General features: G+C 69.7%; 21 protein-coding genes and 4 pseudogenes. 16 read left to right on the forward strand and 9 right to left on the reverse strand.

The genetic code is table 11. The features are described 5' to 3' along the window. From zwf to SYNGFB01_RS10120, 5 genes are all read left to right on the forward strand, one after another. On the forward strand, nt 1-992 hold a 992-nt coding region (gene zwf / locus SYNGFB01_RS10100), incomplete at its 5' end, for a glucose-6-phosphate dehydrogenase (RefSeq protein ID WP_048017923.1). A 40-nt stretch (nt 993-1,032) separates the two neighbouring features. Continuing rightward, nucleotides 1,033-2,322, forward strand: a complete 1,290-nt coding sequence (locus tag SYNGFB01_RS10105) for a glucose-6-phosphate dehydrogenase assembly protein OpcA (RefSeq protein WP_048017924.1) — start codon at nt 1,033-1,035, stop codon at nt 2,320-2,322. Beyond that, nucleotides 2,322-3,782 (forward strand): cobyrinate a,c-diamide synthase, encoded by a 1,461-nt coding sequence (locus SYNGFB01_RS10110; RefSeq protein WP_048017925.1) that lies wholly within the window; start codon nt 2,322-2,324, stop codon nt 3,780-3,782. The genes SYNGFB01_RS10105 and SYNGFB01_RS10110 overlap by 1 nt, the downstream gene beginning before the upstream one ends. Before the next feature lie 2 nt (nt 3,783-3,784). Further along, entirely contained in the window at nt 3,785-4,033 is a 249-nt protein-coding gene (locus tag SYNGFB01_RS10115; protein WP_048017926.1) for an acylphosphatase, read from the forward strand. An 18-nt stretch (nt 4,034-4,051) separates the two neighbouring features. Then, nucleotides 4,052-4,738, forward strand: coding sequence for a GAP family protein (locus SYNGFB01_RS10120; RefSeq protein WP_048017927.1), 687 nt, complete (start codon nt 4,052-4,054; stop codon nt 4,736-4,738). A 47-nt stretch (nt 4,739-4,785) separates the two neighbouring features. Here the strand turns inward: SYNGFB01_RS10120 and SYNGFB01_RS10125 are convergent, their stop codons facing one another. From SYNGFB01_RS10125 to folD, 4 genes and pseudogenes are all read right to left on the reverse strand, one after another. Further along, complete coding sequence (locus SYNGFB01_RS10125) at nt 4,786-6,243, reverse strand: AAA family ATPase (RefSeq protein WP_235300099.1); 1,458 nt, start codon at nt 6,241-6,243, stop codon at nt 4,786-4,788. A 39-nt stretch (nt 6,244-6,282) separates the two neighbouring features. Then, nucleotides 6,283-6,818 (reverse strand): annotated as a pseudogene (locus tag SYNGFB01_RS10130) (divergent PAP2 family protein). Continuing rightward, the gene (gene crtE, locus SYNGFB01_RS10135; RefSeq protein ID WP_048017929.1) at nt 6,815-7,735 is read right to left on the reverse strand and encodes a geranylgeranyl diphosphate synthase CrtE; all 921 of its coding nucleotides are present in this window, start codon (nt 7,733-7,735) and stop codon (nt 6,815-6,817) included. The pseudogene SYNGFB01_RS10130 and the gene crtE overlap by 4 nt, the downstream one beginning before the upstream one ends. Nucleotides 7,736-7,880: 145 nt before the next feature. Next, on the reverse strand, nt 7,881-8,789 hold the full coding sequence (gene folD / locus SYNGFB01_RS10140; protein ID WP_048017930.1) for a bifunctional methylenetetrahydrofolate dehydrogenase/methenyltetrahydrofolate cyclohydrolase FolD: 909 nt from the start codon (nt 8,787-8,789) through the stop codon (nt 7,881-7,883). A gap of 57 nt (nt 8,790-8,846) precedes the next feature. Here folD and SYNGFB01_RS10145 point away from each other — a divergent pair, with 57 nt between their 5' ends. From SYNGFB01_RS10145 to SYNGFB01_RS10155, 3 genes and pseudogenes are all read left to right on the forward strand, one after another. After that, nucleotides 8,847-10,904 (forward strand): HDIG domain-containing metalloprotein, encoded by a 2,058-nt coding sequence (locus SYNGFB01_RS10145; protein WP_048017931.1) that lies wholly within the window; start codon nt 8,847-8,849, stop codon nt 10,902-10,904. Nucleotides 10,905-10,915: 11 nt separating this feature from the next. Further along, nucleotides 10,916-12,429, forward strand: a pseudogene (locus tag SYNGFB01_RS10150) (peptide ligase PGM1-related protein). A gap of 68 nt (nt 12,430-12,497) precedes the next feature. Next, nucleotides 12,498-12,911, forward strand: coding sequence for a hypothetical protein (locus tag SYNGFB01_RS10155; RefSeq protein WP_048017932.1), 414 nt, complete (start codon nt 12,498-12,500; stop codon nt 12,909-12,911). 6 nt (nt 12,912-12,917) lie between these two features. On the opposite strand, the gene SYNGFB01_RS10160 is transcribed toward SYNGFB01_RS10155, so the two are convergent. Then, nucleotides 12,918-13,766, reverse strand: coding sequence for a carbohydrate ABC transporter permease (locus SYNGFB01_RS10160; RefSeq protein WP_048017933.1), 849 nt, complete (start codon nt 13,764-13,766; stop codon nt 12,918-12,920). Between the two features lie 22 nt (nt 13,767-13,788). Next, a pseudogene (locus SYNGFB01_RS10165) lies at nt 13,789-15,431 on the reverse strand (2-isopropylmalate synthase). A 96-nt stretch (nt 15,432-15,527) separates the two neighbouring features. Here SYNGFB01_RS10165 and SYNGFB01_RS10170 point away from each other — a divergent pair. Continuing rightward, nucleotides 15,528-17,153 carry a glycoside hydrolase family 57 protein gene (locus SYNGFB01_RS10170; RefSeq protein ID WP_048017934.1) on the forward strand — a complete coding sequence of 542 codons (1,626 nt, stop codon included), beginning with the start codon at nt 15,528-15,530 and terminating at the stop codon, nt 17,151-17,153. Here SYNGFB01_RS10170 and crtL read toward each other — a convergent pair. After that, entirely contained in the window at nt 17,145-18,401 is a 1,257-nt protein-coding gene (gene crtL / locus SYNGFB01_RS10175) for a lycopene beta cyclase (RefSeq protein WP_082325981.1), read from the reverse strand. The two genes, SYNGFB01_RS10170 and crtL, sit on opposite strands and share 9 nt — an antisense overlap. Nucleotides 18,402-18,415: 14 nt before the next feature. Beyond that, nucleotides 18,416-21,049 carry a DNA gyrase subunit A gene (gene gyrA, locus SYNGFB01_RS10180; protein WP_048017936.1) on the reverse strand — a complete coding sequence of 878 codons (2,634 nt, stop codon included), beginning with the start codon at nt 21,047-21,049 and terminating at the stop codon, nt 18,416-18,418. 57 nt (nt 21,050-21,106) lie between these two features. On the opposite strand from gyrA, the gene SYNGFB01_RS10185 reads away from it, so the two are divergent. The 4 genes from SYNGFB01_RS10185 (at nt 21,107) to trxA (ending at nt 24,766) form a co-directional block, all read left to right on the forward strand. Beyond that, nucleotides 21,107-22,279 (forward strand): homocysteine biosynthesis protein, encoded by a 1,173-nt coding sequence (locus SYNGFB01_RS10185; protein ID WP_235300100.1) that lies wholly within the window; start codon nt 21,107-21,109, stop codon nt 22,277-22,279. Nucleotides 22,280-22,625: 346 nt separating this feature from the next. Then, entirely contained in the window at nt 22,626-23,039 is a 414-nt protein-coding gene (locus SYNGFB01_RS10190; RefSeq protein ID WP_152669613.1) for a CAAD domain-containing protein, read from the forward strand. Nucleotides 23,040-23,092: 53 nt separating this feature from the next. Further along, nucleotides 23,093-24,256, forward strand: a complete 1,164-nt coding sequence (locus tag SYNGFB01_RS10195; protein WP_048017937.1) for a GuaB3 family IMP dehydrogenase-related protein — start codon at nt 23,093-23,095, stop codon at nt 24,254-24,256. Nucleotides 24,257-24,442: 186 nt separating this feature from the next. Beyond that, the gene (gene trxA / locus SYNGFB01_RS10200; RefSeq protein WP_048017938.1) at nt 24,443-24,766 is read left to right on the forward strand and encodes a thioredoxin; all 324 of its coding nucleotides are present in this window, start codon (nt 24,443-24,445) and stop codon (nt 24,764-24,766) included. 49 nt (nt 24,767-24,815) lie between these two features. Here the strand turns inward: trxA and SYNGFB01_RS15590 are convergent, their stop codons facing one another. Then, nucleotides 24,816-25,007 (reverse strand): hypothetical protein, encoded by a 192-nt coding sequence (locus SYNGFB01_RS15590; RefSeq protein ID WP_235300101.1) that lies wholly within the window; start codon nt 25,005-25,007, stop codon nt 24,816-24,818. Between SYNGFB01_RS15590 and SYNGFB01_RS10205 the strand changes: the two genes are divergently transcribed. The 3 genes and pseudogenes from SYNGFB01_RS10205 to SYNGFB01_RS15595 form a co-directional block, all read left to right on the forward strand. After that, complete coding sequence (locus SYNGFB01_RS10205) at nt 24,993-25,871, forward strand: TIGR00730 family Rossman fold protein (RefSeq protein WP_235300102.1); 879 nt, start codon at nt 24,993-24,995, stop codon at nt 25,869-25,871. The genes SYNGFB01_RS15590 and SYNGFB01_RS10205 overlap by 15 nt on opposite strands. Nucleotides 25,872-25,873: 2 nt before the next feature. Further along, complete coding sequence (gene hisH, locus SYNGFB01_RS10210) at nt 25,874-26,512, forward strand: imidazole glycerol phosphate synthase subunit HisH (protein ID WP_048017939.1); 639 nt, start codon at nt 25,874-25,876, stop codon at nt 26,510-26,512. Beyond that, nucleotides 26,509-26,988 (forward strand): annotated as a pseudogene (locus SYNGFB01_RS15595) (RsmD family RNA methyltransferase); the annotation flags it as partial. The gene hisH and the pseudogene SYNGFB01_RS15595, both read left to right, overlap by 4 nt. Between the last annotated feature and the right edge of the window lie 9 nt (nt 26,989-26,997).

Here is a 26,997-nt window from a genome sequence, read left to right on the forward strand (position 1 = left end):
ACCGGATCGTGCAGGCCTGTGCCAAGGAGCAGCAGATCTTCCGCATCGACCACTATCTCGGCAAGGAGACGGTGCAGAACATCCTGGTGCTGCGCTTCGCGAACACCATCTTCGAGCCGATCTGGAACCGGAACTACATCGCCAGCGTGCAGATCACCGCCGCCGAAACGGTGGGGGTGGAGGAGAGGGCCGGTTACTACGAGACCAGCGGGGCCCTGCGCGACATGGTGCAGAACCACCTCACCCAGATGCTGGCCCTCACCACGATGGAGCCACCGGGGCGGTTCGATCCGGAGGCGATCCGCAACGAGAAGGCGAAGGTGCTGCAGGCCGCCCGTCTGGCCAGTGAGGAGGAGGCCTGGACCTGCTGCGTGCGCGGCCAGTACGGCCCGGGGGGATCGGCCGGCCGGCCGATCCCCGGCTACCGCCAGGAGCCGGGCGTGAACCCCAACAGCACCACCGAGACCTACGTGGCGATGAAGCTGTTCATCAACAACTGGCGCTGGCAGGGGGTGCCCTTCTACCTGCGCACCGGCAAGCGGCTGCCGAAGCGCCTCTCGGAGGTGGTGCTCACCTTCCGCGAGGCGCCGGTCCATCTGTTCGACGCCGCCGGCGGCGCCCCCACCCCCAACCAGCTGATCCTCCGCATCCAGCCCGATGAGGGTGCCGAGTTCTGCTTCGAGGTGAAGGCTCCCGGATCCGGCATGCGCAGTCGCCCGGTCGACATGGCCTTCAGCTACGACGAAAGCTTCGGCGAGCCCAGTGATGAGGGGTATGTGCGGCTGCTGGCCGACGCCATGCTCGGCGATCCCACCCTGTTCACCCGCAGCGACGAGGTGGAGGCAGCCTGGCGGCTCTACACCCCGCTGCTGCAGCTGATGGAGGAGTCCCCCTGGCAGCTGCCCGTGCATCCCTACGAGGCCCGCACCTGGGGTCCCGCCGCCGCCGACAACCTCCTGGCCGACGACGGCCTCGTCTGGCGGCGTCCCTGACCCCGCCCCCCCGCCGCTACGCCGACCGCCCCCGATCCTCATGGCTGCCCAGCTCACCCTCCAGGCCCCAACCGCCCTGCCGCCCCAGGAGGTGACCGCCTACCTGGAACGCCTCTGGGGCGAAGACCTGCAGCACTCCAGTGGCGCCGCCAGCTTCAGCCTGGTGGTCTACGAACCCTCCTGGCTGCAGCAGCACCTGATCCGCACCGGCCGCGTCAGTTGCGGGCTCACCGGGCTGCTGGAGAGGGACGTGATCCAGGCCGCCAAGGCCGCCGTGCCCGAACTGGGTCTGCCGCTCAGCACCGCCGTGATGGATCAGCGCCTGGCCTGGGCCCTGGGCCAGCAGCCGGGCAACCGGCCCATGGAGGACCTGCGGGGCCAGTTCGTGAGCGCCGCGATCAGTGGCCTCACGCCGCGGCGACTGATCACCCTGGCCCCCAGCCTGGATGAGGGCCGCGGCCTGGAGACCCTGGTGGCGGCCTACTGCCCGCTGCCGGAGGAGGGCGGCGGCGGCCAGGCGTGCGGCGATGTGGTGGTGCTGCGCGGCGGGCGCGGATCCCTCGAGCAGGCCCTGCCGCTGGTGCAGCCGCTGATCCCCCCCGAGCTGCCGTGCTGGGTGTGGTGGAACAGCAGCCTCGATGAAGCGCCCCAGCTGCTCGACGACCTGGCACCCCCTCCGCGCCGGCTGGTGGTCGACAGCTCGCTCGGCCAACCCCGACGCTGCATCGATCTGCTGGTGGAGCGCATCGAGGCCGGCCAGGCGGTGAACGATCTCAACTGGCTGCGGCTGCGCACCTGGCGCGAGTCGCTGGCGATGGTGTTCGACCCGCCGTCGCGCCGCAATGCCCTGGAGCACGTGGTGCAGCTCGACGTCGACGTGGAGGGCGACCACCCGCTCAAGGGCCTGCTGCTGACGGCCTGGCTCGCGGATCGACTGGGCTGGCACCTGGTGGACACCTACCGGGTCGAGGAGGGCGAGGGGATCGGCGCCGAATTCCAGCGCACCGATGGCGTGTCGGTGCAGTTCCGGCTGATGCCGGTGCCGGTGGGAAGCCCCAAGCTCCATCCCGGAGCCCTGGTGGGCCTGCGCCTGATCTGCGCTCCCGAGGGCCGTCCGCCCCTGTGCGTGATCCTCTGCTCCGAATCGGGGGGCTGCATGCGACTGGAGGCCGGCGGCATGGCCTCGATGGAACTGGCCGAGGATGTGGTGCCGCTGCCGAATGAGAGCGAGGAGATGGAGCTGGCGCGACTGCTCTCCGGCGGCCACGACACCACCAATCCCCTGATGGCCGCGTCCGCGCGGCTGGCGGCGAGATTGCTGCCGGACTGATGGCCTGCCTGATCGGCGCACCCTGCAGCGGCAGTGGCAAGACCCTGCTGAGCCTCTGTCTTGCCGCCGTGGCCCGCAGGCGCGGCCTGACGCTGCAGCCGTTCAAGGTGGGGCCCGACTACCTGGATCCCCAGTTGCTCAGCCGTGTGAGCGGGCGCCCCTGCCGCAACCTCGATCCGCTCCTGTGTGGCGATGGCTGGGTGGAGCGGAGCTTCGCCTGGCATGGCAGCAGCGCCGATCAGGTTCTGGTGGAAGGGGTGATGGGCCTGTTCGATGGGCGCGGCCCCGGCACCAGCGGCAGCTCCGCCGCCGTGGCCGCCCTGCTCGACCTGCCGGTGGTGCTGGTGGTGGAAGCCTCCCGGCAGGCGGGGTCGCTGGCCGCATTGGTGCGGGGATTCCGGGATCACGGCCCGCCCGCCATCCGACTGGCGGGGGTGGTGCTCAACCGGGTCAGCAGCTCGCGGCACAGGAGCCTGCTGACCGAAGCCCTGGCCAGCATCGACGTGCCGCTGCTGGGCATCCTGCCCTCCGACCCGGCCCTGGAACTGCCCTCCCGCCATCTGGGACTGCTGCCCCCGGGCGAGCTGGCCGATCTGCCCGACCGGCAGCAGCGCTNGGCAACACTGGCCGAGCGGCACCTGGATCTGGAACGGCTGGAGCACCTGCTCCGGCCAGCGACACGCCTGTACGGCGAAGGTCAGCCGATTCAGTGGTGCGTGGCCCGGGCCGGCCTGGGCCAGATCACCGCCGATCCAACCGACGCCCAGGGTCTGAGGCCGTTGGTGGCCGTGGCCAGCGATGCCGCGTTCCATTTCCGCTATCCGGAGGGCGAGGAACTGCTTAGAGCCGCAGGACTGGAGCCTCAGCCCTGGAGCCCGCTGGCCGATCAGCCCCTGCCCGCCGGCACCCGGGCCGTGGTGATCCCAGGTGGCTACCCGGAACTCCACGCCGCCCGGCTGGAGGCCTGCCGTCGCAGCATCGGGTCCCTGCAGCAGGCCGCTGGGAACGGCCTGCCGATCGCCGCGGAATGCGGCGGGCTGCTGCTGCTGGGCCGGCATCTGACAGACCCCCAGGGAGGCCGGCACCGCATGGCTGGGTTACTGCCGTTCGATGCCTGCCGGGGGGAGCTGAGCCTCGGCTATCGCCAGGCCACCGCCCTGACGCAGGGGCTGCTGGTGCGGCGGGGTGAACGCTTCTCCGGGCACGAATTCCATCGTTGGCAGCTGCAGGCGATGGGTCCGGGACAACCGCTGTGGGAGATGGAAGGATGGGGGGTGGCGACCCACACCGAAGGATGGACAACGCCGAACGTGCACGCCAGCTGGCTCCATCTCCACTGGGCTGGTTGCCCGGTGATCCCCTTCCGGCTGGCCGCCGCAGCAAGAGCCCACGCTTCGAGCGCGGCGCTGCAAGCCGCAGCGGTGCCGGCGCTTCCAACGCCACCGAGCGCTGGCGCCTGATCGTGCGGGGCAGAGTGCAGGGGGTGGGGTATCGCGCCGGCTGCCGCGACAGGGCCCGGGACCTGGGGCTGGGTGGATGGGTCCGCAACCTTCCGGATGGCTCGGTCGAGGTGGAGGCCGAAGGCACGGCCGAACAGCTCGCCGAACTCCGGCTCTGGTGCGAGCACGGGCCTGAGGGTGCCGGCGTCAGCGGCGTGGGCATCAGCCAGATCGGCCTCACCGGCCAGGACTGGTTCGAGGTGCGACGCTGAACCGGCATCGGAGCGCTGATGGCTCACCTGCTCGGGGAAATCACGGCCTTCGGTCTGGCGATCTCCCTGTCGNCCCTCCACATCGGACTGCTGCTGCTGCTCCTGCTCGGTCCCGATCCGCTACGGCGGGGTGGCTGGTTCGTGGCGGCCTGGCTGGTCACCACGGCCGNCATGGTGCTGGGCCTGCTCACCATGGGGCATGGCCTGCTGCTCACCATGGAGAAAGGCACCTCCCACCGCACCGGCCTGGACCTGCTGGCAGCCGGAGCACTGCTGGCCCTTGGGCTGCGGGAGCTGCTCAACGCCAGCGAGGGAGCCGCCCCCCCTGGCTGGAGCAACCGCCTGGAGCGCTTCGGCGCCATGCCTCTGCCCGTGCTGCTGGGGATCAGCACGGGGCTCCAGGTTGCTGCTCCGGATGATCTGATGCTCTACGCCAAGACCGCCGGCAGCCTGCTGGAAGCCGGCCTGCCCCGCCCCCAGGAGGCCCTGGCCACAGCGGTGTTCAGCCTGATGTGCAGCCTGCTGCTGCTGCTGCCGCTGCTGGCGCTGCTGCTGCTGGGCCGCGAGCGGATGCTGCCGCTGCTGCTGGGCGGCAGAACCTGGATCGAGACCCGCGGGGATCTGGTGATGGGTCTGGTCAGCCTCGCGCTGGCTGGCTACCTGGGCTGGCAGGGCGTCGAGGGCCTCGGACTGACCCGGCACTGAGGGCCGGGAGGCAGCGGGAACTCACTGCAAGGCAGGCCCGGAGAGGCTCAGCCGCTCTGCAGCCACTCGCGCCAGAGCTGCTGATCGGCGTGACTGGCGGAGCCGGCCACCAGGCTCACCGCCTGGCTCGCCCGGCTCACCGCCACATACACCAGCTGACGGCGCAGCACAGCATCCTTCGGCCAGAACACATCGGCATCGACGAACACTTCGGCGAAGGTGCTGCCCTGGCTGCGGTGCACGGTGAGCACCGCAGCCGGCCCCAGCGAAGCGAAGGCATCGCGCACCAGGAAGAAACGCCGCCAGAGAGCCCTGGCAGCCGACGCCTCGGCGGCGCGGGCGGCGGCGCGCAACCGGCCCAGCACCGCATCGAGCCGGGCCCGCGCCGGGCTGCCGATCGGCGGCAGCAGGCGCAACTGCAGCTGCCCGTCACCCAGCTGCACCGTGGCGGTGAGCGTGTCGATCAGGGGCACCGCCAGGCCCCCCTCCAGCAGATCCCCAGCCAGGTCCGCCTCAGCAACGCCGAACTCCGCCAGGTCACAGCGCTCGGGCACCACATCCAGCACCACCAGCTCGCGGTTGGAGCCGAGCACCATGTCGGGTTCCTCGGCGATCTCCTCCCCCTGGCGGCAGGCGGGGGCCATCACCGCCGCGCGGGTGATCAGCACCTCCCCGGGGAGCACCGGCAGCTGGTCGGCCATCTCACCGTGCAGGGCGCGGCGCGCGATCGGCACCAGCTGCTCCAGCGAACGGTTGGTGTAGCAGAGGATGCGGGCCAGGTCGGGATTGTCGGTTTCCGCCGAGCGGCGCAGGGCCGTCTGAGCCGCTAGCAACCACTCCTCCCGGTCGAGCAGGGCCACCATGCCCTCGGCGGTGCGGATCGGCGGCAGCGGCGGGGGTCGCCGGCAGGGCAGCGCCTGCTCGCGAATCCCACTGGCCAGCCGCAGCACGGGCCCCTGGTGGCGCACCACCTGGCGCAGCTGGGCGCAGCAGGCCCTGGCCAGGCCGAACACGGGACTGCTCGGCTCCCCGACCGGAGGCAGCTGGGCCGGGTCCCCGACGAACACCAGACGGGTGCCGAACGGATGGGCGCAGCGCAGGGCGATCTCCAGCAGCTGGGAATCCACCATCGAGGCCTCATCGATCAGGACCAGGCCGAGATGCTCGAGGGCTGCGGCGGTCTGGCCGGTTTCCTCGCAACGCTCCAGGTCCCCCTGGCGCCTGAGCTTGAGTCGCAGCAGGCGATGGATGGTGGAGGGGTACCAGGTGGGCGTGAGGGCCACCGCGGCCAGATGGGAACGCAGCACCCCGACCGCCTTGTGGGTGGGTGCCACGACCGTCCAGCACAGTCCAGCCGCCTCCACCTGGACCAGAAAGGCCATCGAGAGTGTGGTCTTGCCCGTGCCGGCATAGCCACTGAGCACGAACGGCCGGCCTTCGGCTGGACCCTTCAGCCAGCTGGCGAAGGCCTCGGTAGCGGCCTGCTGGTCGGGGGTGAGCAGCACGGCATCAGGCGCAGCTGGAGGGATGGGGAGGCGGCCTGATCAGCCCACCGGCAGCCAGACTCCCAGGTGCTGGGCCAGCGCCAGCGGAGATCCAACCCAGACGAGTCCGGGCAGGGCCACGGCCGGACCGATCACAGCGCCCACCAGCACCTCCAGGCGGGTGTGGCCGAGATTCTCTTTGAGGGGTCTGAGGGCAGGGGGGGTCTCGGGGTGAGTNCTCCCANGAGGCCATCGGGCAGGCCGTTGACCCGCTGGGCGGTGAGGCCGGCGGCGCGGCGCACCCCGGCCGCGTCGTAGAGCACCACGAAGCAGAGCACGGCCGCCAGGCCAAACAAGGGATCGGCAAAGCCCAGCTGCCAGCCCAGGGAGGCGGCGGTGCCGGTCATCAGGGCCGAGTGACTGGACGGCATGCCCCCGGTTTCTACCAGCACCCTGGGATTCCAGCGGCGATGCACCACCAGTTCGATCACCAGCTTCGAGAGCTGGGCCACCCCACAGGCGGCCAATCCCCACCAGAGAGGGCCGTTGTCGAGCAGTCCCTGCAGGAGCGGCGAAGCGGACGAGTCGACGCTCATCGGTCGCGACTGGTGATGTAATCGGCCAGGGCCAGCAGGGGGGCAGCCCTGAGGGCACCGCTCCCGCCGGCAGCGAAGGGCACCAGGGCGGCCTTNGCCTCCGCCACCAGCGCTTCGGCCCGCTGGCGGGATTCCTCCAGCCCCAGCAGCTTGGGATAGGTGGTCTTGTCGGCGGTCAGATCCTTGCCGGCGGTCTTGCCCAGCACCTCGCTGCTCGCCGTCACGTCGAGGATGTCGTCGATGATCTGGAACGCCAGACCGATCCCGCGGGCATAGGTGCGCAGGGCCTCAAGCAGCTCGGTGGGGGCACCTGCGATCAGCGCACCGCTGAGCACGCAGGCCCTCAGCAGGGCACCCGTCTTGTGGAGATGGATGTACTCGAGCGTGTCAAGGTCGACGTCCTTGCCCTCGCACTCCAGATCCACCACCTGGCCGCCCACCAGGCCCGGCGCGCCGGAGGCCAGACTCAGCTCCCCCACCACCGCCAGAAGCCGCTCCGCCGGTACACCCGGACTGCGCAGGGCCACCATCTCGAAGGCACGCGTCAGCAGCGCATCGCCGGCCAGGATGGCGTTGGCCTCGCCATAGACCTTGTGGTTGGTGGGCCGGCCGCGGCGCAGGTCGTCGTTGTCCATGGCGGGCAGATCGTCATGGATCAGCGACATGGTGTGGATCATCTCCAGCGCCACAGCCGTGGGCATGGCCAGCTCACGGCTGCCGCCGGCCAGCTCGCAGGCCGCCAGGCAGAGGATCGGCCGCAGCCGCTTGCCACCGGCCAGCAGGGAGTAACGCATCGCTTCCCGCAGGCTTTCAGGCCGCTCCGGCGCCAGGGAGCGGTCGAGGGCCTCCTCCACCCGCTGGCGCGCTGCCTCCAGATAGGCGGCGAAATCGAAGGGGGTGGATACCGCCGCAGTCATGAAGCTTCGGCCAGGGGCCTCCGGGCTGGCGGGATTCTCTCAGGCGATCCGTCACTGCAGCGGCACAGCAACCTCTCGGGTGCCACGGCGACCGCCAGGGCAGAGCCCGCGAAGCCCGCCGACGCCCGTCCCGGTCTGGCCGGCGCTAGGGCACCAGATCGCCCAGACCATGCGCCAGANCGTGGTGACGGCACCAGGCCACCACGGTGTTCACCAGCAGCAGCGTCACCGTCATCGGCCCCACGCCACCGGGCACCGGAGTGATCGCGCTGGCGATCGGCTCGACCTCCTCGTAGCGCACATCGCCGCAGAGACGCGCCCTGGCATCGGGTCCTGCCCCCGGCTCGGGCTCCAGCCGGTGGATGCCCACATCCACCACCACAGCGCCTGGCTTGACGTGCTCCGCCCCGATCATCCGAGGCTTGCCGGCCGCCACCACGAGCACATCGGCCTGCCGGGTGAGCGCAGCCAGATCGGTGGTGCGGGAGTGGGCGATGCTCACCGTGGCCTGGGCGGCCTGCAGCATCAGCGCCATCGGCTGGCCCACCAGGATGCTGCGGCCGACCACCACCGCCCGCTTGCCGGCGAGCTCGACGCCGGCTGCCGCCAGCAGGGCCATCACGCCGGCGGGCGTGCAACTGCGCGGGCCCGGCTCGCACTTGAGCAGCCGCCCGAGATTGAGGGTGTGCAGGCCATCGGCATCCTTCTCCGGATCGATGGCAGCCAGAAGGGGCCGCTCATCCAGTCCCGCCGGCACGGGCAGCTGCAGCAGGATGCCGTCGACGGCCTGATCGGCGTTCAGCTGCTGGATCGTGCTGAGCACCTGCTCTGCGCTGGTCGCCGCCGGCAGATGGGCACCCAGGCTGGTGATGCCCACCCGGGCACAGGCCTTCTCCTTGTTGGCCACATAGACGCCGCTGGCGGGGTCATCCCCGACCCGCAACACTGCCAGGCCCGGAGGCCGTCCGATCTGCGGCAGCCGCTCGGCGATGGTGGCGGCGAGCCGGGCTTCGATCGCCGCTGCGAGCTGACGACCATCGAGGCGAGTGGCCATGGAAACGCGCCGCGCTGCCCCCAGCTTGCCGCCCCGCGCCGTCGCTAGCGTCGGGGCATGCGATGGCAGCGCCTGCACTCCCTCTGGCATGCCTGGCTGCGCGCCGAGCAACCCCAACAGAGGATCACGCCGTGGCGGTTGCGCGACAGCGGCGCGGTGTTGCTGGTCTGCATTCTGGTGGCGCTGGTGGCCAGCTGGCCCTGGCTGGTGGAACCCAACCTGACGATCGGCATGCCGGCACCGTTCACGGCCCGTGCACCCAAGCCGGCCAGGGTGCTGGACAGCTCTGCCCTGGAGCAGCGCCGTCAGCAGATGCTGCCGCGCACCACCGTGCAGGTGGTGGACGAGCAGGCCAATCAGGCGATGTTTCGCCAGCTCGAGGCCAACCTCAAGCAACTGGAGCAGCTGGCCGAGGAGGATCAGCCCCGGGTGGAGCCGCTGAAGCTCACAGCTGCGGAGCGCAGCTGGCTGCGCCAGCAGGATCCCGTGGCCCTGGCGCAATGGCAGCGGGATCTGCGCCAGGGCCAGCTCCGCATGCTCAGCCAGGGCCTGGCACCTGGGTTGGCCGAGGGTCAGCTGCTCGCCGCCGCCAGGCTGCAGCTGGAATCCCTCCCGCCGCAGGGCCGGGAGCTTGGGGCCAGGCTGCTGGCGAGGACGCTTCAGGGGCAGACCAATCTGCGCAGTGATCCCGCCCTGAGCCAGCGCCGTCTCGAAGCCCTGGTCAGCCAGCAGGGGATCCCCACGATCCAGGTGAGGTCCGGTGATCTGATCACCCGCCAGGGGGAGCCAATCACTCCCCAAGCCTTCGATGTGCTCGATTACTTCGGGCTTGTCAACCGGCGCCCACGCCCGCTCGCCTGGCTGGGCCACTTCCTCGAGGCCCTGGCCGTCACCGCTGTGATGGTGCTGCTGCTGCGTCGCTGGCGCCCCTGTCTGGAGCCCCGCCAGGCCCTGCTAGCCCTCGGTACGTTGCTGCTGGTCCAGGGTCTGAACCTGTGGCTGGGGCCGGTGGCCAGCCCGCTGGTGCTGCTCGTGCCGCCCACCCTGCTACTGGCCCAGGGACTGGGCAGCGTCTGCGGCCTGGCCTGGCTGGCGGCGGCCACGCTGTTATGGCCCCTGCCTCTGACGAGCAGCCTGGCCCTGCGGCTGCTGGTGGCGACGGCCACCGCCACGATCGCCGCCCTCAGCGCGGCCCATCAGCGGCGGCGGTCGGGACTGCTCCAGCTCGCGGTGCTGCTGCCCAGCGGCGCGGTGCTGCTGCAGTGGCTGCTGCTCGAGGGCAGCGGACAGCCTGGCCAGTTCGATCTGATCAGCGAGGCCCTGCTGCTGGGTGGTCTGCTGATGGGTGGTCTGCTGCTGGCGCCGCTGGTGGAGAGCTTCTTCGGTCTTCTCACCCGGGCCAGGCTGCTGGAGCTGGCCGATCTGGAGCGGCCCCTGCTGCGGCGGTTGTCCTGCGAGGCGCCGGGCACCTTCGAGCACACGCTGATGATCGCCGGCCTGGCCGAAGAGGGTGCCCGGAGCATCGGTGCCGATGTGGATCTGGTCCGCACCGGCGCCCTTTATCACGATGTGGGGAAGCTCCATGGGCCCCAGTGGTTCATCGAGAACCAGGAGGAGGATTGCAACCCCCACGACCGGCTCGATGATCCTTTCGCCAGCGCCGCGGTGCTGCAGGCCCATGTGGACGAGGGTCTGAAGCTGGCCCGTCGCCACCGACTGCCGAAGCCCCTGGCTGACTTCATCCCCGAGCACCAGGGCACGCTGAAGATGGGCTACTTCCTTCACCAGGCCCGCGAGCGCGACGCCACCGTGCCGGAGGCCCGCTTCCGCTACAGGGGCCCCACCCCCCGCAGCCGCGAAACCGCGATCCTGATGCTGGCCGATGGCTGCGAGGCAGCGCTGCGTTCCCTGCCGCCGGGCACCAGGGAAGCGGAGGCCCGCGCCATGGTCCGCCGTATCGTGGAGGCCCGCCAGGCCGATGGCCAGCTGAGCTGCAGCGGCATCAGCCGGGCCGAGCTGGAGCTGCTGATCAGGGCCTTCGTGCGGGTCTGGAAGCGCATGCGCCACCGCCGCATCCCCTACCCGATTCCAGCCCGGAAGGCCTTCAGCGCCTGATCGCCTGATCCATGACACCGCTCAGCTTTCGCGAACTCCAGGCCCAGCTGCAGCCGGAATGGAGCCAGGCCTCCACCTCCCAGGGACCGGATGTGGATGTGCTGCTGGTGCCATCGCTTTCGATGGACCAGAGCCAGATGGAGCTGGTCACCGGCGCGCATCATTACGAGGAGCGGCAGCTGTTCTCGCTGATCCGGCTGCGGGATCCTGGGGTGCGGATGCTCTACGTCACCAGCAAGCCGATCGCCGAACTGGTGGTCGATGCGGTGCTCGAACTGCTGCCGGGCGTGCCCACCAGCCATGCCCGCCGGCGCCTCCACCTCTTCGACACCGATGACGCTTCCAACCGGCCCCTGACCGCCAAGCTGCTGGAACGGCCCTCTCTGCTGGCCCGCATGGCGGAACTGCTGCGGCCGGGTCGCAGCTTCATCAGTTGCTTCGTGGTGAGTGCGCTGGAGAAGGAACTCTCCGAGCGGCTGCAGGTGCCGCTGCTCGGCACCGATCCTGCTCTGGGCCACTGGGGCAGCAAGGCCGGCAGCCGGGAGCTGTTCGCCCGCTGCGGTGTGCCCCACCCACCTGGCAGCCCGTTGGTTCACAACCTCGACGACCTCTGCGAAGCCACGGCGGAGCTCTGGGAGGCCCACCCGGAGCTGCGCCGGACAGTTGTGAAGCTCAATGAGGGATTCAGCGGCGAAGGCAACGCCCCGCTGGCCCTCGAACCGCTGGGCCTGGCGGAGCTGAGCGCCAAGGGTCGTCGACGGAGCCTGCGCCAGGCCCTGGAGCGGCTGGCGATGCCCTCGGCACGCTGGCGCGACCTGCTGGCCGAGCAGGGGGCTCTGGTGGAGGCGTGGGTCGAGGGGGGCGACGAGCTCAGCTCCCCCAGTGTGCAGGGCACGATCCACCCGGGTCTGTCCGGTCGGCCGGGCACGGTGGAGGTGCTCTCCACCCACGAACAGGTGCTCGGCGGTGCCAGCGGCCAGACCTACCTAGCTGCCGCTTTCCGGCCAACGCTGGCTACCGGCGTGAGCTGATGCGGCACGGCCAGGCCGTGGGCGAGGCCCTGGCGGCGGAGGGGGCTCTGGAGCGGTATGCCGTGGATTTCATCGCCCGCCGCTTCGGTGATGCCTGGCAGCTCCAGGCGATCGAAGTGAATCTGCGGCANGGGGGCACCACCCACCCCTACATGGCCCTCAGCGCGATCACCAGCGGGGCACTGGATCCTGACAGCGGGATCTACCGCTCCCCCACAGGCGTCCCCCTCTGCTACCAGGCCACCGACAACCTCTGTGATCCGCGCCTGAGGGGGCTGCTGCCGATCGATCTGATCGATATCGTCGCGGAGGCTGGGCTGCACTATGACCCCGCCCAGCTGCGCGGCAGTGTCTTCCATCTGCTGGGATGCCTCTCCGAATTCGGCAAGCTGGGCATGACCTGCATCGGTCGCAGTCCGGAGCAGGCCTCAAGCGTGTATGCGGCCACCGAAGCGGAACTCGTGCGGGCCGCCGCCCGGCGCGGGCACGGCTGATGGTCGCCCGCAGGCATGGTCAAAGCACTCGCCGCCAGGCAGGATCAGGTACGCGGCCGAGTGATCCGATGCTGACTGCCCCCGACCGATCCGGTGCCCAGTCCCAGCTGCCCGACTGGGTGCCCTGGCTGCAGATGGGTCTCACCAGCATGCTGGTCGTGCTGTTCGTGGTGCTCGTGGGCAAGACCCGCCAGCAGCACAGCCAGATCCAGGAGCTCCAGGAGCGCGTCCGGGGCCTGGAGAACAGCCGCGCCCTGGAACGCACCACGGCCCTGGAGCAGCAACTGCGCTCCACCGTGGATCGCCTGCAGAACCTGGAGCGGGGTCAGGCCCGGCTGAACGCGATCGGCAGCGACACCGCCCAGCTGCGCCAGGAGCTCCGCCAGCTGCGCCAGAGCAGCCAGGAGAAGGGCGTCCAACCGGCACCCCCGCCGGTCTCGACGCCGCAGTCGCCGCCGCCACTTCCCCCGCTGACGCCCTGAACGGGCCTAACCCTTCACCGCGTCGCCACTGGCACTGGGGAGGATGTAGCGCTGCAGGCCGATGAACAGCAGCAGCACCGGCAGGATCGAGATCACCGATCCGGCGGCCACCAGACGCCAGTCGAGCGAGAAGCTGCTGGCCAGCTGCTGCAGGCCCANGGGCAGGGTGTAGAGCTTTGGATCATCCAGGATCACCAGGGGCCAGAGGAAATCGCTCCAGGTGCCGATGAAAACGAACATCGCCAGGGTGATCAGATCGGCCCGGGCCGCGGGGATCATCACGTTCCACCATTCCCCCANGGGGGTGCAGCCGTCGCTGCGAGCCGCTTCCTCCAGCTCGACCGGCACCCCCAGGAAGCTCTGGCGCAGCAGGAAGATGCCGAAGGCCGTGGCGGCCTGGGGAAGGATCAGCGCCCAGAGGCTGTTGCGCAGGCCGATCTGCACCATCAGCAGATAGAGGGGGATCATCACCACCTGAAACGGGATCAGGATGGTGGCCACCACCAGCGCCAGCACCAGGCCCCGGCCGGCGAAGCGCAGCCGGGCCAGCGGGTACGCCGCCAGCGAGCAGAACAGCAGATTGGCCAGCACCGCCAGAGCGCTCACGATGGCGCTGTTGCGCAGATACAGCCCCATGGGCTGGTCGGCGAACAGCCGCCCGTAGGCCTCCAGACTCGGCTGGGCCGGCAGCAGCGCCGGTGGGCTGGTGAAGATGTCCTCCGCCGGTCCCTTCAGCGAAGTGCTCACCAGCCAGAGCAGCGGCACCAGCATCGCCAGGGCCACCAGCAGCAGCAGCGCCAGGAGGAGGGCCGCCGCCAGGGGGGAGCGGCGCGCACCGGAGGAGGGCTGACCCATCACTGGCTCGCAGGCTGGCGGCTCATACCCGGGGCCTGTCGGCCAGGGGCAGGTCGCCCAAGGTGGGCANGGGTGCCTTCTNGGGGTGGAGAGGCAGGCTGCGCGTGCCGGCGATCAGCCGGTTGAGGGCATTCACGAAAGCATGGGCCGCTGCCACCACGATGTCGGTGTCGGCGGCGTGCCCGGAGTAGAGCACGCCGTTCTGGCGCAGCCGGATCGTCACCTCGCCCATGGCGTCGATGCCCTCGGTGACGGACTTCACGGAGAACTCCACCAGCTCGTTGGGCACCTGGGCCAGGCGGTTGAGCGCCTGACACACCGCATCCACCGGGCCGGTGCCGATCGCCGCCTCGGTGAGCTCGGCGCCATCGGCATTCAGCAGGGTGACGGTGGCGGTGGGCTGCAGACCGGTGCCGCAGCTCACCTGCACACTCCTGAGGGTGAAGGTGCACTCGTCCTGCTGCTGAACCTGCTCACTCACGATCGCCTCGAGATCGCGGTCGGTGATCTCGCGCTTGCGGTCGGCCAGCTCCTTGAAGCGGGCGAAGGCATCATCGAGATCCTCACGGCTGAGCTCATAGCCCAGTTCCTCCAGACGGGCCCGGAAGGCGCTGCGGCCGCTCAGCTTGCCCAGCGAGATGCGGTTGTCGTTGAGGCCCACGGTGCGGGCGTCGATGATCTCGTAGGTGAGGCGGTTCTTGAGCACGCCGTCCTGGTGGATGCCCGATTCATGGGCAAAGGCGTTGGCCCCCACGATCGCCTTGTTGGGCTGCACCGCCATGCCGGTGAGGTTGCTCACCAGGCGTGACGTCTTGGTGATCTCCTCGGTGCGCACGCCGGTGAGCGGTTCGGTGGAGTCGGCCGNCGGCCCAGGAAGGGATTGAAGTAGCTGCGGCGCACGTGCAGGGCCATCACCAGCTCCTCCAGCGAGGCGTTTCCGGCCCGCTCGCCGATGCCGTTGATCGTGCACTCGAGCTGGCGGGCACCGTTCTTGACGGCCTCGAGGAAGTTGGCGACCGCCAGGCCCAGGTCGTTGTGACCATGCACCGAGATCACCGCCTGATCGATGTTGGGCACATGGGCGTTGATGCCGGCGATCAGTTCGCCGAATTCAGCCGGTGTGGTGTAGCCCACCGTGTCGGGGATGTTGATCGTGGTGGCGCCGGCCCGGATCGCCGCCTCGATCACCTGATACATGAAGTCCGGATCAGAGCGGCCGGCGTCCTCGCAAGAGAACTCAACGTCGTCGACCAGGGAGCGGGCGTAGTCGACCATCTCCGCGGTGATCGCCAGCACCTCGCTGCGGCTCTTGCGGAGCTTGTGCTCGAGGTGGATGTCGCTGGTGGCGATGAAGGTGTGGATCCGCCGGTGGGCCGCCGGGGCCACCGCATCGGCACAGGCCTTGATGTCGCCGGCTGCGGCCCGGGCCAGGCCGCAGATCACCGGCCCCTCGGGGGTGCCCACCGTCTCGGCGATGCGCTGCACGGCATTGAAATCACCGGGGCTGGCGAAGGGGAAGCCGGCCTCGATGATGTCGACCCCCAGGCGGGCGAGCTGCTGGGCGATCGCCAGCTTCTCCTCGAGGTTGAGACTGGCACCGGGCGACTGCTCGCCGTCGCGCAGGGTGGTGTCGAAGATCAGCACCCGACCGGGGTCGCGGGCCATGGTCGATAGGCTCCTAAAGCGGATTGATTATGAGTTAGACCCATTCTAGGGTCTGGCCGGACACTGCGCCTACAGTGACTGCAACGGGCATGGGCGATGGCCGCGGCGCAACAGGTCTCAGGACAGCTGGCGCTGGTGCTGCATGCCCATCTCCCCTACGTGCGCTCCAGAACCCCAGGCTCCCTTGAGGAGGACTGGTACTTCCAGGCGGTCCAGGAGTGCTACCTGCCGCTCCTGGCGGTGCTGGAAGCCGCAGCAGCCGACCCTGCCCAGGCGCCGCGACTGACGCTCGGGCTCTCGCCCACGCTGCTCTCCCTGCTCGCCGACGACGAACTCAATCAGCGCCTTGTGCCCTGGCTTGAACAGCGCCAGCAGCTGCTCGATCGGGCGNCGGCCGAACTGACCGACGCGGCCGCCGCCCTTGCCGCCCAGCTCGCCGGCATCGAGCGCCAGTGGCGCGAATGCCAGGGGCGCCTGGTGNCCCGCTTCCGCCGGCTGCAGCAGCAGGGGGTGGTGGATCTGATCACCTGCGGGGCCACCCACGGCTACCTGCCTCTGCTGCGGCAGGTTCCGGAAGCCGTGCGGGCCCAGCTGCTCACGGCCATCCGGGAGCATGAGCGTCAGCTGGGCGAGCGGCCCCTGGGCATCTGGCTACCCGAGTGCGCCTACTACGAAGGCCTGGATCAGCAACTCGCCGCAGTCGGCCTGCGCTATTCCGTGCTCGATGGTCACGGGCTGCTGCACGCCCTGCCTCGACCCCGCTTCGGGGTGTTCGCGCCGGTCTGCTCCCCCGCCGGGGTGGCCTTCTTCGCGCGTGACAGCAACGCCACCCTGCCGGTCTGGAGTGCCCGTGAGGGCTATCCCGGTGACGGCGCCTACCGGGAATTCCACCGCGACCTCGGCTGGGATCTGCCCGAGGACGAGCTCGGCGAAGNCGGCATCACCGACCGCCGCCCCCTGGGGCTGAAGCTGCACCGGGTCACGGCCCAGGGCTGCCCGCTGGAGAGCAAACAGCCCTACGACCCGATGGCGGCGGCGGAGCGCACCGGTCAGCATGCCGACCACTACTTGGCGGGACGGGCGGCAGAGCTGGCTGCCCTGGCCGGCTCGATGGACCGACCACCCCTGCTGGTGGCGCCGTTTGACGCCGAGCTGTTCGGTCACTGGTGGTTTGAAGGTCCCCGCTTCCTGGCGGCCCTGTTCGATCGGGCGTCACGCCATGGCGTGGAGCTGGTCAGCCTGCGGCAGGTGCTGGCCAGCGGCCGCCCCCTGCAGGTGTGCCGCCCCTCGCCCAGCAGCTGGGGTCANGGGGGCTACCACGACTACTGGCTCAATGACACCAACGCCTGGGTGGTGGGTGAATGGCTGCGTGCCTCGCGGGCGATGGTGCGCCGGGTGAACCAGGGTGTGGCCACCGCGGAGCAGCGGGAACTGCTCACCCAGGCCGGCCGCGAACTGCTGCTGGCCCAGAGCTCCGACTGGAGTTTCATCCTGCGGGCAGGAACCACCACCGAGCTGGCCCGCGAGCGTATCCAGCGCCATCTCGATCGCTTCTGGCGGCTGCTGGAGGCGATCAACAGCGGCTCGGCACTGCCGGCAACGTGGTTGAAGGCCGTGCGCCAGGAGGACGGCCTCTTCCCGCTGCTGAATGCGGCCGACTGGGTCACTCCGCCGGCCTCCGCCGCGGCGCAGCCCTCCACCGCAGCGCAGCCATCAACCTGAGATCAACCGCGCCAGCAGGGCCGGCTCGCGGCCCTTCAAGCCGATCAGGCCGGCGCGCACACTCCAGGGAGCCGTGACGAACAGGCGAAGCATCGCCGCGACCAGCTCCGGCAGGCTGAGGGTGTTCGCCAGGAAGCCATACCACTGACCACTGGGCAGGGCGAAGAAGCTGGCAAAGAAAGCCCGCAGCTGCTCCTCTGGNAAGCGCATCAGCTTCTCCAGCCCGAACTGGTAGAGGGCATGCCGGCGGCGCAGCTCGGTTGGCCAGAGGGCCTGCCAGNCGCAGCGTGNCAGCGCCGCGGAATCGGCGGCCGGATCGGCGAGGGCGGACGNCAGGGCGGCCGCGAGGCCGGGGGCCCGGCGCAGCAGCGAGCCCACCATGTAGCCGGAGGCCGGATGCACCATCGCCGCCGCGCCACCGAAGGCCAGCACAGGCTGATCCAGCTCGGGCAGGGGAGGGTTCATCGGAAACAGACAGAACTCCTCGTGCTCCACGGCAGTGATGGTGAGGCCGCGGTGGGCAAGGCGCCGCTGCAGGCGGTCCTTGAGGGTCTCGAACGGCAGCGGTGGTGCCAGGGCCAGGGAGGTCTCCTCCAGGAAGAACCGGTCGTTGCCCAGATCCATGGCATAGAGGAAGGTGGGCGGACCGGCAAGCTCGGCGTCGCCGAGGTGATCGCAGCGGTAGTCCATCAGCACGAACTGACCGGGCTGCACGGGCGGCGAGCTGCATCGCCCCACCACGCCATAGGCCGCCTGGCCCGCCACCGCCCCCCGATCCGGACGCCGCACGAACACCGGCCGGTGGCCGGTGGCATCCACCACCAGCCGGGCCCGGTGCGACTGACCGTCGGCACACTCCACCAGACTCAGCCCTCCCTCCATCCGCAGGGCCAGGGCCTCACCCCGCAGCCAGCGCACCCCNGCCGCCTCGGCCTGCTCGAGCCAGTGCCGCTGCAGCTTCTGCTTGTCGAACAGCCCGTAGTCCCGGCCGTGAATGGTGGGGGCGTTGGCCGGTGCGTCCGGATCTGCCGCACCGGCGCCGAAATAGCTCACCGTGTGGCTCCAACGGTGCTCGAGCAGATGGGCCAGGCCCAGGGAGTCGACCTCCTCACCCCAGATGCCGTAGGTGTTCGGCCAGGGATCGCGAGGATCCGTCGCCGACAGAACGGCCACGGCGACACCTTGTTCCCCAAGGGCAGCGGCGATGGCGAGCGCCGCCGGCCCACCGCCCACCACGAGCACCTCCAGCGGCGGCGGGGGCGTCAGGATTCGGTGGTCTCCGCTGGCCCATCGGTCGAGGCGACGGCGTCATCCATCTCCGGCTCCTCCTCCGGGGCCGGTGGCACCAGCACAACCTCGGCCAGCCGATCGCCGGCATCGAGCTTCTGCAGGCGAACGCCGGTGGCCGCCCGCGACTGCTGGGGCACCGCATCGGCCTGGGTGCGCACGATCACACCGCGCTCGCTCACCAGCAGCAACTCCTCCCCGGCTCCCAGCACCTTGAGCCCCACCAGGGCATCGCCGTCGCGGCGGAACTTCATCGCACGCAGACCCATTCCGGCACGCTTCTGCAGGCGGAACTGATCCACCGGCACCCGCTTGCCCAGACCGCTTGCAGAGGCCACCAACACCCAGGGGCCCTCGCTGGGCGCCACCTCGTCAGCCTCCTCCTCGTCGCTGGCCGCGCTGGAGGCCACCCGATCGGCCAGCTCCGCCGGCAGCACATCCATGCTGACGAGGGAGTCGCCATCCCGCAGGTTCATGGCACGCACGCCGCGTGCGGTGCGACCCAGCGGCCGCAGCTCCTCATCGTTGAGGCGGAAGTGGATCGTCATGCCGTGGCGCGAGCCGATCAGCACACTGTCGCCGGGCAGGGCGAGACGCACCCAGCTGAGCGCATCACCGTCGACCAGATCGATGGCGATCAGGCCATTGGAGCGGATGTTGGCGAAGGCCGAAAGACGGGTGCGCTTGATGAAGCCGCCACTGGTGAGCATCACGAGCACGCCGTCGTCGGTGAATTCGCTCACCGCCAGCAACGAGGTGATCAGCTCCTCGCGCGGAATCGGCAGCAACTGCACGATCGGTGTGCCCTTGGCGGCGCGACTGCAGAGCGGCACCCGATAGGCGGGCACGGTGTAGACGACGCCGCGGTCGGAGAACAGCAGCAGGTTGTCATGGTCGTTGCAGCTGATGAAGAGCTTCACCGCCTCCTCGCCCTGGCTGCGGGTGCCGGCCTTGCCTCGGGTGCCGCGGCTGGTGGCCTCGAACTCGCTCACCGGCATCCGCTTGAGATAACCGGTCCCGGTGAGCAGCACCACCGAACGCTCGTTGGCGATCAGGTCGATGTCGTCGAGACCGCCCTCCACATCGAGGATCTCGGTGCGGCGGGGCGAGTCGTAACGGCTGCGGATCGCCCCGAGCTCGTCGGTGATGATCCCGAGAACCCGCTCGCGGCGGGCCAGGATGTCCTTGTAATCGGTGATCTTGGCGAGCAGATCCTCGTGCTCGAGCCGGATCTTGTCGGCTTCGAGGGCCGTGAGTCGGCGCAGCTGCATCTGCAGGATGGCATCGGCCTGAAGCTCGCTCAGGCCGAATTGCTCGATCAGTCCCTTGCGGGCCACGGCGGTGTCGGCGGCCCCACGGATCAGGGCGATGATCGCGTCGAGGTTGTCGAGGGCCACCAGCAGGCCCATCAGGATGTGGTCGCGCTCCTCCGCCTTGCGCAGCAGGTAGCGGGTGCGCCGCTCGATCGTCTCGATGCGGAAGTCGAGGAACACCTGCAGCATCCGCCGCAGGTTGAGCAGCACGGGCTCGCTGCCAACCAGCGCCAGCATGTAGGCGTTGAAGTTGCTCTGCAGCGGCGTGAGCTTGAACAGGTTGTTGAGCACCACCTGCGGGTAGGCGTCGCGCCGCAGTTCGATCACGACGCGCATGCCGTCACGGTCGGATTCGTCACGGATGTCCGAGATCCCGTCGAGCTTCTTGTCGTTGACCAGCTCGGCGATCCGCTCGATCAGGGCAGCCTTGTTGGTCTGATAAGGAAGCTCGGTGATGATCACCGCGTCGCGATCCGGGCGACCCGGCACCTCGAGGGTCTCGATCGACGCCACCCCGCGCATCGTCACCGAGCCGCGGCCCGTGGCGTAGATCTCGCGGATGCCGCTGCGGCCCAGGATCTGTCCGCCCGTTGGGAAGTCGGGGCCGGTGATGATCGCCTGAAGCTCCCGGTCGCTGAGCTCCGGGTTGGCAATCAGCGCCAACAGGCCATCGAGCAGCTCACCGAGGTTGTGGGGCGGGATATTGGTGGCCATCCCCACGGCGATGCCGGAGGAGNCGTTCAGCAGCAACTGAGGGATGCGGGCCGGCATCACCGTCGGTTCCTGCTGGCTGCCGTCGAAGTTGTCGACGAAGTCGACGGTCTCGCTCTCGATGTCTTCGAGCAGGGCGTCGGTGGTGAGCGCCTGCAGCCGCGATTCGGTGTAGCGCATCGCGGCCGGGGGGTCGTTGTCGACCGAGCCGAAGTTGCCGTGCCCGTCGATCAGCGGCATGCGCAGGGAGAAGTCCTGCGCCATCCGCACCANGGCGTCGTAGACCGCCGTGTCACCGTGAGGGTGATATTTACCGAGCACCTCACCCACCACGCGGGCGCACTTGCGGTAGGGGCGGTCGCTGGTGAGGCCGAGCTCATACATCGCGTAGAGGATGCGGCGATGAACCGGCTTGAGACCGTCGCGGGCGTCGGGCAGGGCCCGGCCCACGATCACGCTCATCGCATACTCCAGATAGGAGCGCGACATCTCGTTGCGGAGATCGGTCTGGATGATGCGGCCGTCTGACTGGCCCTCGGGACCTTCGGAATCACCGGGGTTGATCGGTCCGGTGGGATCCGCCATGCACGAGGGTCGTCAACCAGGGGATTCTATCGAAACCTCCCCGGGCTGCCTGCTGCCGTGACGCCACGCTCGGCCAGCCCCCCCTCCCTGCCACGGCGCACCGAGGCCGCTCTGCGCCGCAGCCAGGAGCAGGGCCGACTGCAGGTGCGCACCGCCGCCGACTTCCGGCGCCTGGTGGGCGAAGCCGGGCTGGCCGAGGCCTATGCCGCCACCGAGGTGGTGGTGGCCTCGGAGGCCCTCTTCACCGACCAGGCCAGCCTGGTGCTGAGCCTGGGGCCCACGGATCCACCGATCCGGCTGCGCACGGTCCGGCTAGCCGGCGTGTCTGCCCTGGCGGGATGCGGCCCCGCCGATCTGGTGCTGCCGATCGGGGGTGGTCTGAGCAGTGGCGTGGGCGAAGGAGACTGCCGCGGAGGCGCCCAGGTGCTGGCGGCCCTGCTGGCGGGAGAGCCGGTGAGCGTGGCCGGCATTGGCGAGACCACGGCCCAGCATCCACGCCGGGAGCTGCATGGTGAGCTGCGTCTGGGGCAGATCGGCAGCGGCCGCCTGCTGCTGCATCGGGCGATCCAGGAAAACGGTGTCGTGGCCGTGAGCAGCGCCGAGGGACTCCTGCACACCGCCTGCGGCAGCCTGCTCGGCCCGCTGGTGAACGGCCTCTACACCTGTGCTGGAGCCGGCAGCATCGGGCTCACCATGCCGGGGCTGGAGTTGCTGGGACCGGGCTCGCCGGTGCTGGTGGCCGGCGCCGTCGGGTGGGTGATCGGCAGCGGCAGCGGCCACCAGCCCCAGCCCCGACGCCAGCCCGGCGGCCATGCCCTCAGTCCCGGTGCAAGCGCCGCGGTGGCTGCGGATCTGCATGATCTCGATCCCCGCTGGATCCGCCCCTGCTTCTTCGAGGGGCATGGCAGCGCCCTGATCACGGCGGTCGCGGCACCGGTCCCCCTGCTGGATGGCGGCACCGCCAGGGCCGCCGCCGCCGGCCCCGAGGCTCTGGAGGCCCCGGTGCTCGACCTGGCGATCCCCCGACGGGTCAAACCGGCCCTCGGCAGCATCACCTACGCCGAACTGGAGCGCGGCAGCTTCCGGCTCGACGGACGGGAACTCCGCTGCGCCCCGGCCCACAGCCCCGGCTGGCCCGCAGCATCGCGGACGAGCTGGTGGAGCGGCTGCGTCAGAACCGCTTTCCTCTGCGGCTGCCAGCCATGCCGCTGTCGCGCCGGCCGGCCCTGATGCCCCTCGATCTCTGAGCAGGCAGTCCGGCGAATCACACTTAAGCTCCCGCTCAATCCCATTGCCGCCAGGCCGCCCGCCATGGCCGACGACACCGCCAAGCCCGTGCCTGAGCCCTCTCCCGAGTCCACTCCTGCGGCCACGCCCGAGGCCATGGCTGAGCCCGCTCCTCAGGCCCCAGACCAAGTCGGCGTTGCAGAGAGCGTGACGCCCAACGCTCCTCCCAGCGCAGAGCCTGGTGATTCGGCGGCGCCGAGCCCTGAGCCCCCGTCGNCAAGCCGACCAACCGGAGNCCCAGACCGAGCCNGAGCCTCAGCCGGAGCCCGAACCGGCGCCTGACCTGGCGATGGCAACAGCCGAAGCCGAGGCCGAGGCCGCCACGGTTGTCGCCAGGACCATCGAGGTTCCGCCGCTGGAGCCTGGTGCGGAAGCGGGCATGGCCGGCGATGAGGGTGGCGAGTGGGCCCTGCTGGTGGGCAAGATGCGCGAGTGGCTGTCCAGCGGTCAGCTGCAGCAGATCTGGAGCCAGGCCCGCACCCCCCTCACGGCGATCGCCGCCCTGATCGGTGTGCTGCTGTTGCTGCGCATCTACAGCTCACTGCTGGGTGCGATCGACAGCCTGCCGCTTGTGCCGGGCCTGCTCGAGCTGGTGGGGCTGATCTGGCTGCTCCGCTACGGCGTGCCCAAGCTGGTGCGGCGCAGTGAGCGCGAACAGCTCATCAACGATCTCAAGAAGCGCCGCCAGGACTTCCTGGGATAAGACGGAAGGCGTTCGGGCCGATTGATACCGTGGCCCGAATACGCACAGCTCCGGTGAACATCCAGCTCGGTCGCAACCGCGTCGTCCGCCGCGCCTACGGCATCGATGAGATCGCCCTGGTGCCCGGAGGACGCACGGTGGATCCGGCGGTGACCGACAGCAGCTGGACCCTGGGCGGAATCCAACGGGAGATCCCGATCATCGCCAGCGCCATGGACGGTGTGGTGGACGTGGGCATGGCCGTGGAGCTCAGCAGGCAGGGCGCCCTCGGGGTTCTGAACCTGGAGGGGGTGCAGTGCCGCTACGACGACCCCAATCCGGCCCTGGATCGCATCGCTGCGGTGGGCAAGGAGGAGTTCGTGCCGCTGATGCAGGAGCTCTACAGCCAGCCGGTGCGTGCAGACCTGATCCACAGGCGCATCGCCGAGATCAAGGAGCGGGGCGGGATCGCCGCGGTGAGCGCCACGCCNGTGGCGGCCCTGAGGTTCGGCGAGGCCATCGCCGAGGCCGGCACCGACCTGTTCTTCGTGCAGGCCACCGTGGTCAGCACCGAGCACATCGGGTCTGAAGGGCAGGAGAGCCTGGATCTGGAGGCTCTCTGCCGCGATTTCGGTGTGCCGGTGATCATCGGCAACTGCGTCACCTACGACGTGGCCCTCAAGCTGATGCGGGCCGGCGCCGCCGGCGTGATGGTAGGCATCGGCCCCGGCGCCGCCTGCACCAGCCGCGGCGTGCTCGGCATCGGCATCCCCCAGGCCACCTCGGTGGCCGACTGCGCCGCCGCCCGCGACGACTACATGAACGAGAGCGGCCGCTACGTGCCGATCGTGGCCGACGGGGGCATCGTCACCGGCGGTGACATCTGCAAGTGCCTGGCCTGCGGCGCTGACGCCGTGATGATCGGCTCGCCGATCGCCCGCGCCGCCGAGGCCCCCGGCCGCGGCTTCCACTGGGGCATGGCCACCCCCAGCCCGGTGCTGCCCCGCGGCACCCGCATCAAGGTGGGGACCACCGGCAGCCTGGAGAAGATCCTGCGCGGCCCCGCCTCGCTCGACGATGGCACCCAGAACCTGCTGGGCTGCATCCGCACTTCGATGGGCACCCTCGGCGCCCGCACCCTCAAGGAGATGCAGCAGGTGGAGGTGGTGGTCGCCCCGTCGCTGCTCACGGAAGGCAAGGTGTATCAGAAGGCCCAGCAACTGGGCATGGGTAAGTAGGCCTCCTATCGTGTGGATGTGGGGGCTTTACGGCTCACACACTCCTCACACCTCCGGCCCGGCATCCCCGGGCCTTCTCTCTTCCGGTCGGGGCGGCTCAGATCACGGCCTGCAACGCTTCCAGGGGCGCTGGGGTGGAGGCCACCACCTCTTGCTAGATTCCGCTAAACCCTGTCGCCAACAAGGATGTCCAGCGCTGCCGCGGTCACCGACGCCTCCTTCGAGCAAGACGTTCTCAAGAGCGACATGCCCGTTCTGGTCGACTTCTGGGCTCCCTGGTGCGGACCCTGCCGCATGGTGGCCCCGATCGTCGACGAGATCGCCAAGGAATTCGAGGGCAAGATCAAGGTGTTCAAGCTGAACACCGACGAGAATCCCAACGTGGCCAGCCAGTACGGCATCCGCAGCATCCCCACCCTGATGGTCTTCAAGGGTGGCCAGAAGGTCGACACCGTGGTCGGCGCCGTGCCCAAGACCACCCTGTCGGGCACGATCTCCAAATACCTCTGAGATCCGAGAGCATCTGAGTTCCGAGATTCCCGCCCCAAGCGCCTCCACGTCAGACCTGGGCCGCAGTCCTCTGCAGGCTCTGGCCCTGCAGCTCGAGGGACACCCCCAGCGCCGCCAGATCGAGCGTTCGCTCGTGGCGCTCCTCCAGCTCAGCCGCCGCGAACGAGGAGCCGATGAGTGGCGCCTGATCAGCGACGCTCTCGGTGATATCAATGATGCCCTGGCTGTGTTCCAGCCCCACCGGCAGGTTCGCAAGATCACGGTGTTCGGCTCGGCCAGGACCATCGCCAGCGATCCCTGCTACACCCTGGCCGAGGAGTTGGCCAGCCAGGCTGTGCAGGCCGGATTCGAAGTGATGACCGGCGCGGGGGCCGGGATCATGGAGGCGGCCAATCGCGGCGCCGGCTGCGAAAAAAGCATCGGCCTCAACGTGGATCTGCCCTTCGAGCAGCATCCCAACCGCTATGTGAGCAGCTGCGAGGGGCGGTTGCTCCACTTCCGCTACTTCTTCACGCGCAAGCTGTTCTTTCTGCGCGAGAGCGATGCCGTCGTGGTGCTACCCGGGGGCTTCGGCACGCTCGATGAGCTCTTCGAGGCGCTCACCCTGATCCAGACCGGCCGCACCCAGCCCATCCCGGTGGTGCTGCTGGCGCCTCAGGGGGACAACTTCTGGGGGGGATGGCGCCGCATCGTGGAGCGCTTCATGGCCAGCCGCGGTCTGATCTCGCCGGAGGATTCCTCGCTGGTTCTGGAGGCCGAGGATGCCTGCCAGGCCGTGGCCCACATCAGCCGTTTCTACCGGGTGTTCCATTCGGCCAGGCTCGGCGAGGACCGGATCGAACTGGTGCTCAACGTGCCGCTGACCGGCGCGCAGCTCGAGGAGCTCAACCACCGCTTCGATGATCTGGTGGATGAGGGTGTGATCCAGGCCAGCGAGACGGTGGACGAAGCCGGGCTGCTGCGCCCCAGCCTGCGCTTCCACTTCGACAAGCGGCGCATAGGTCGGCTGTATCAGCTGCTCGACCACCTCAATGGGCTGGATCTGNCCCCCAGCGAAGCCCTCGACCATCCTGGCCAGCGTCAACCCTGCACCAGCGAGCCCTGACCATGAGTCGGATCGGCCTGATCGACTACGGCATGGGCAATCTGCACTCCGTGCAGCGCGCCTTCGAACGGCTGGGTGCCACGCTGGTGCCGGTGCTGAAAGCCGACGGCATGGAGGGGTGCGATGCCCTCATCCTGCCGGGTGTGGGGGCCTTCGATCCGGCCATGGAGCGTCTGGATCAGAGCGGCCTGGCCGCGTCCATCCGCCACTGGTGCGACGCGGGCAAACCGCTGCTGGGGATCTGCCTGGGCCTGCAGTTGCTGTTCGAGCGCAGTGAGGAAGGCGAGGCTGCCGGTCTCGGCGTGCTGGCCGGCACGGTACAGGCGTTGCCACGCCGACCCGGCCACCCGATTCCCCACATGGGCTGGGAGCCGCTGCTGCCGGCCAGCCCCAGTCCGCTGCTGCCCGCCGACACTCCGGAGACATGGGTGTATTTCGTTCACTCCTACGCAGCGGTGCCAAACCAGCCGGCCTGCACCACCGCCAAGGCGACCTTTGCCGACACCACCGTGACCGCCGCGGTGTGGCAGGGCTGCATCGGTGCCTGCCAGTTTCACCCGGAGAAATCAGGTCCCCACGGTCAGGCGATCCTGCGGCGCTGGCTGCATTGGCTCGATCACGACCAGGCTCGCAAGCCATGAGCCTGCGCCTGAGCGGGGGCAGGCGGCTGCAGAGCCCACCGGGGGATCGGGCCAGGCCCACCAGTTCGCGGGTGAGACTGGCCGTCATGAACGTGCTGGCGGCGGATCTGCCGGGCTGCCGCTGGCTCGACCTCTGCTGTGGCAGTGGCGTGATGGCCTGCGAGGCACTCCAGCGGGGTGCGGCCAGCGTGGTGGCGATCGACCAGGACCGCCGCATCGCTGCAACGGCGAGAGCCAATCTCGATGCCGTGCGGCGCGGACTCTCCAGGCCTGCGCAGGTGGCCGTGCACACGGCCGAGGTGCGGGACTGGCTGCAGCGCGCGGCTCGCACGGAGTTCGATCTGATCTACGTCGATCCGCCCTACGCTTCAGATCTCTACGCCGCCATCGCCGATGGTGTGCGCTGGGGAGGCCTGCTCAGGCCCGGTGGCACGCTGATCTGGGAATGCGCGGTAAGCCTGGTGCCGGATCCGCCGGCCGGCTGG

This window comes from Synechococcus sp. GFB01 (assembly GCF_001039265.1).
In the GTDB taxonomy this organism is placed as follows: Bacteria; Cyanobacteriota; Cyanobacteriia; order PCC-6307; family Cyanobiaceae; genus NIES-981.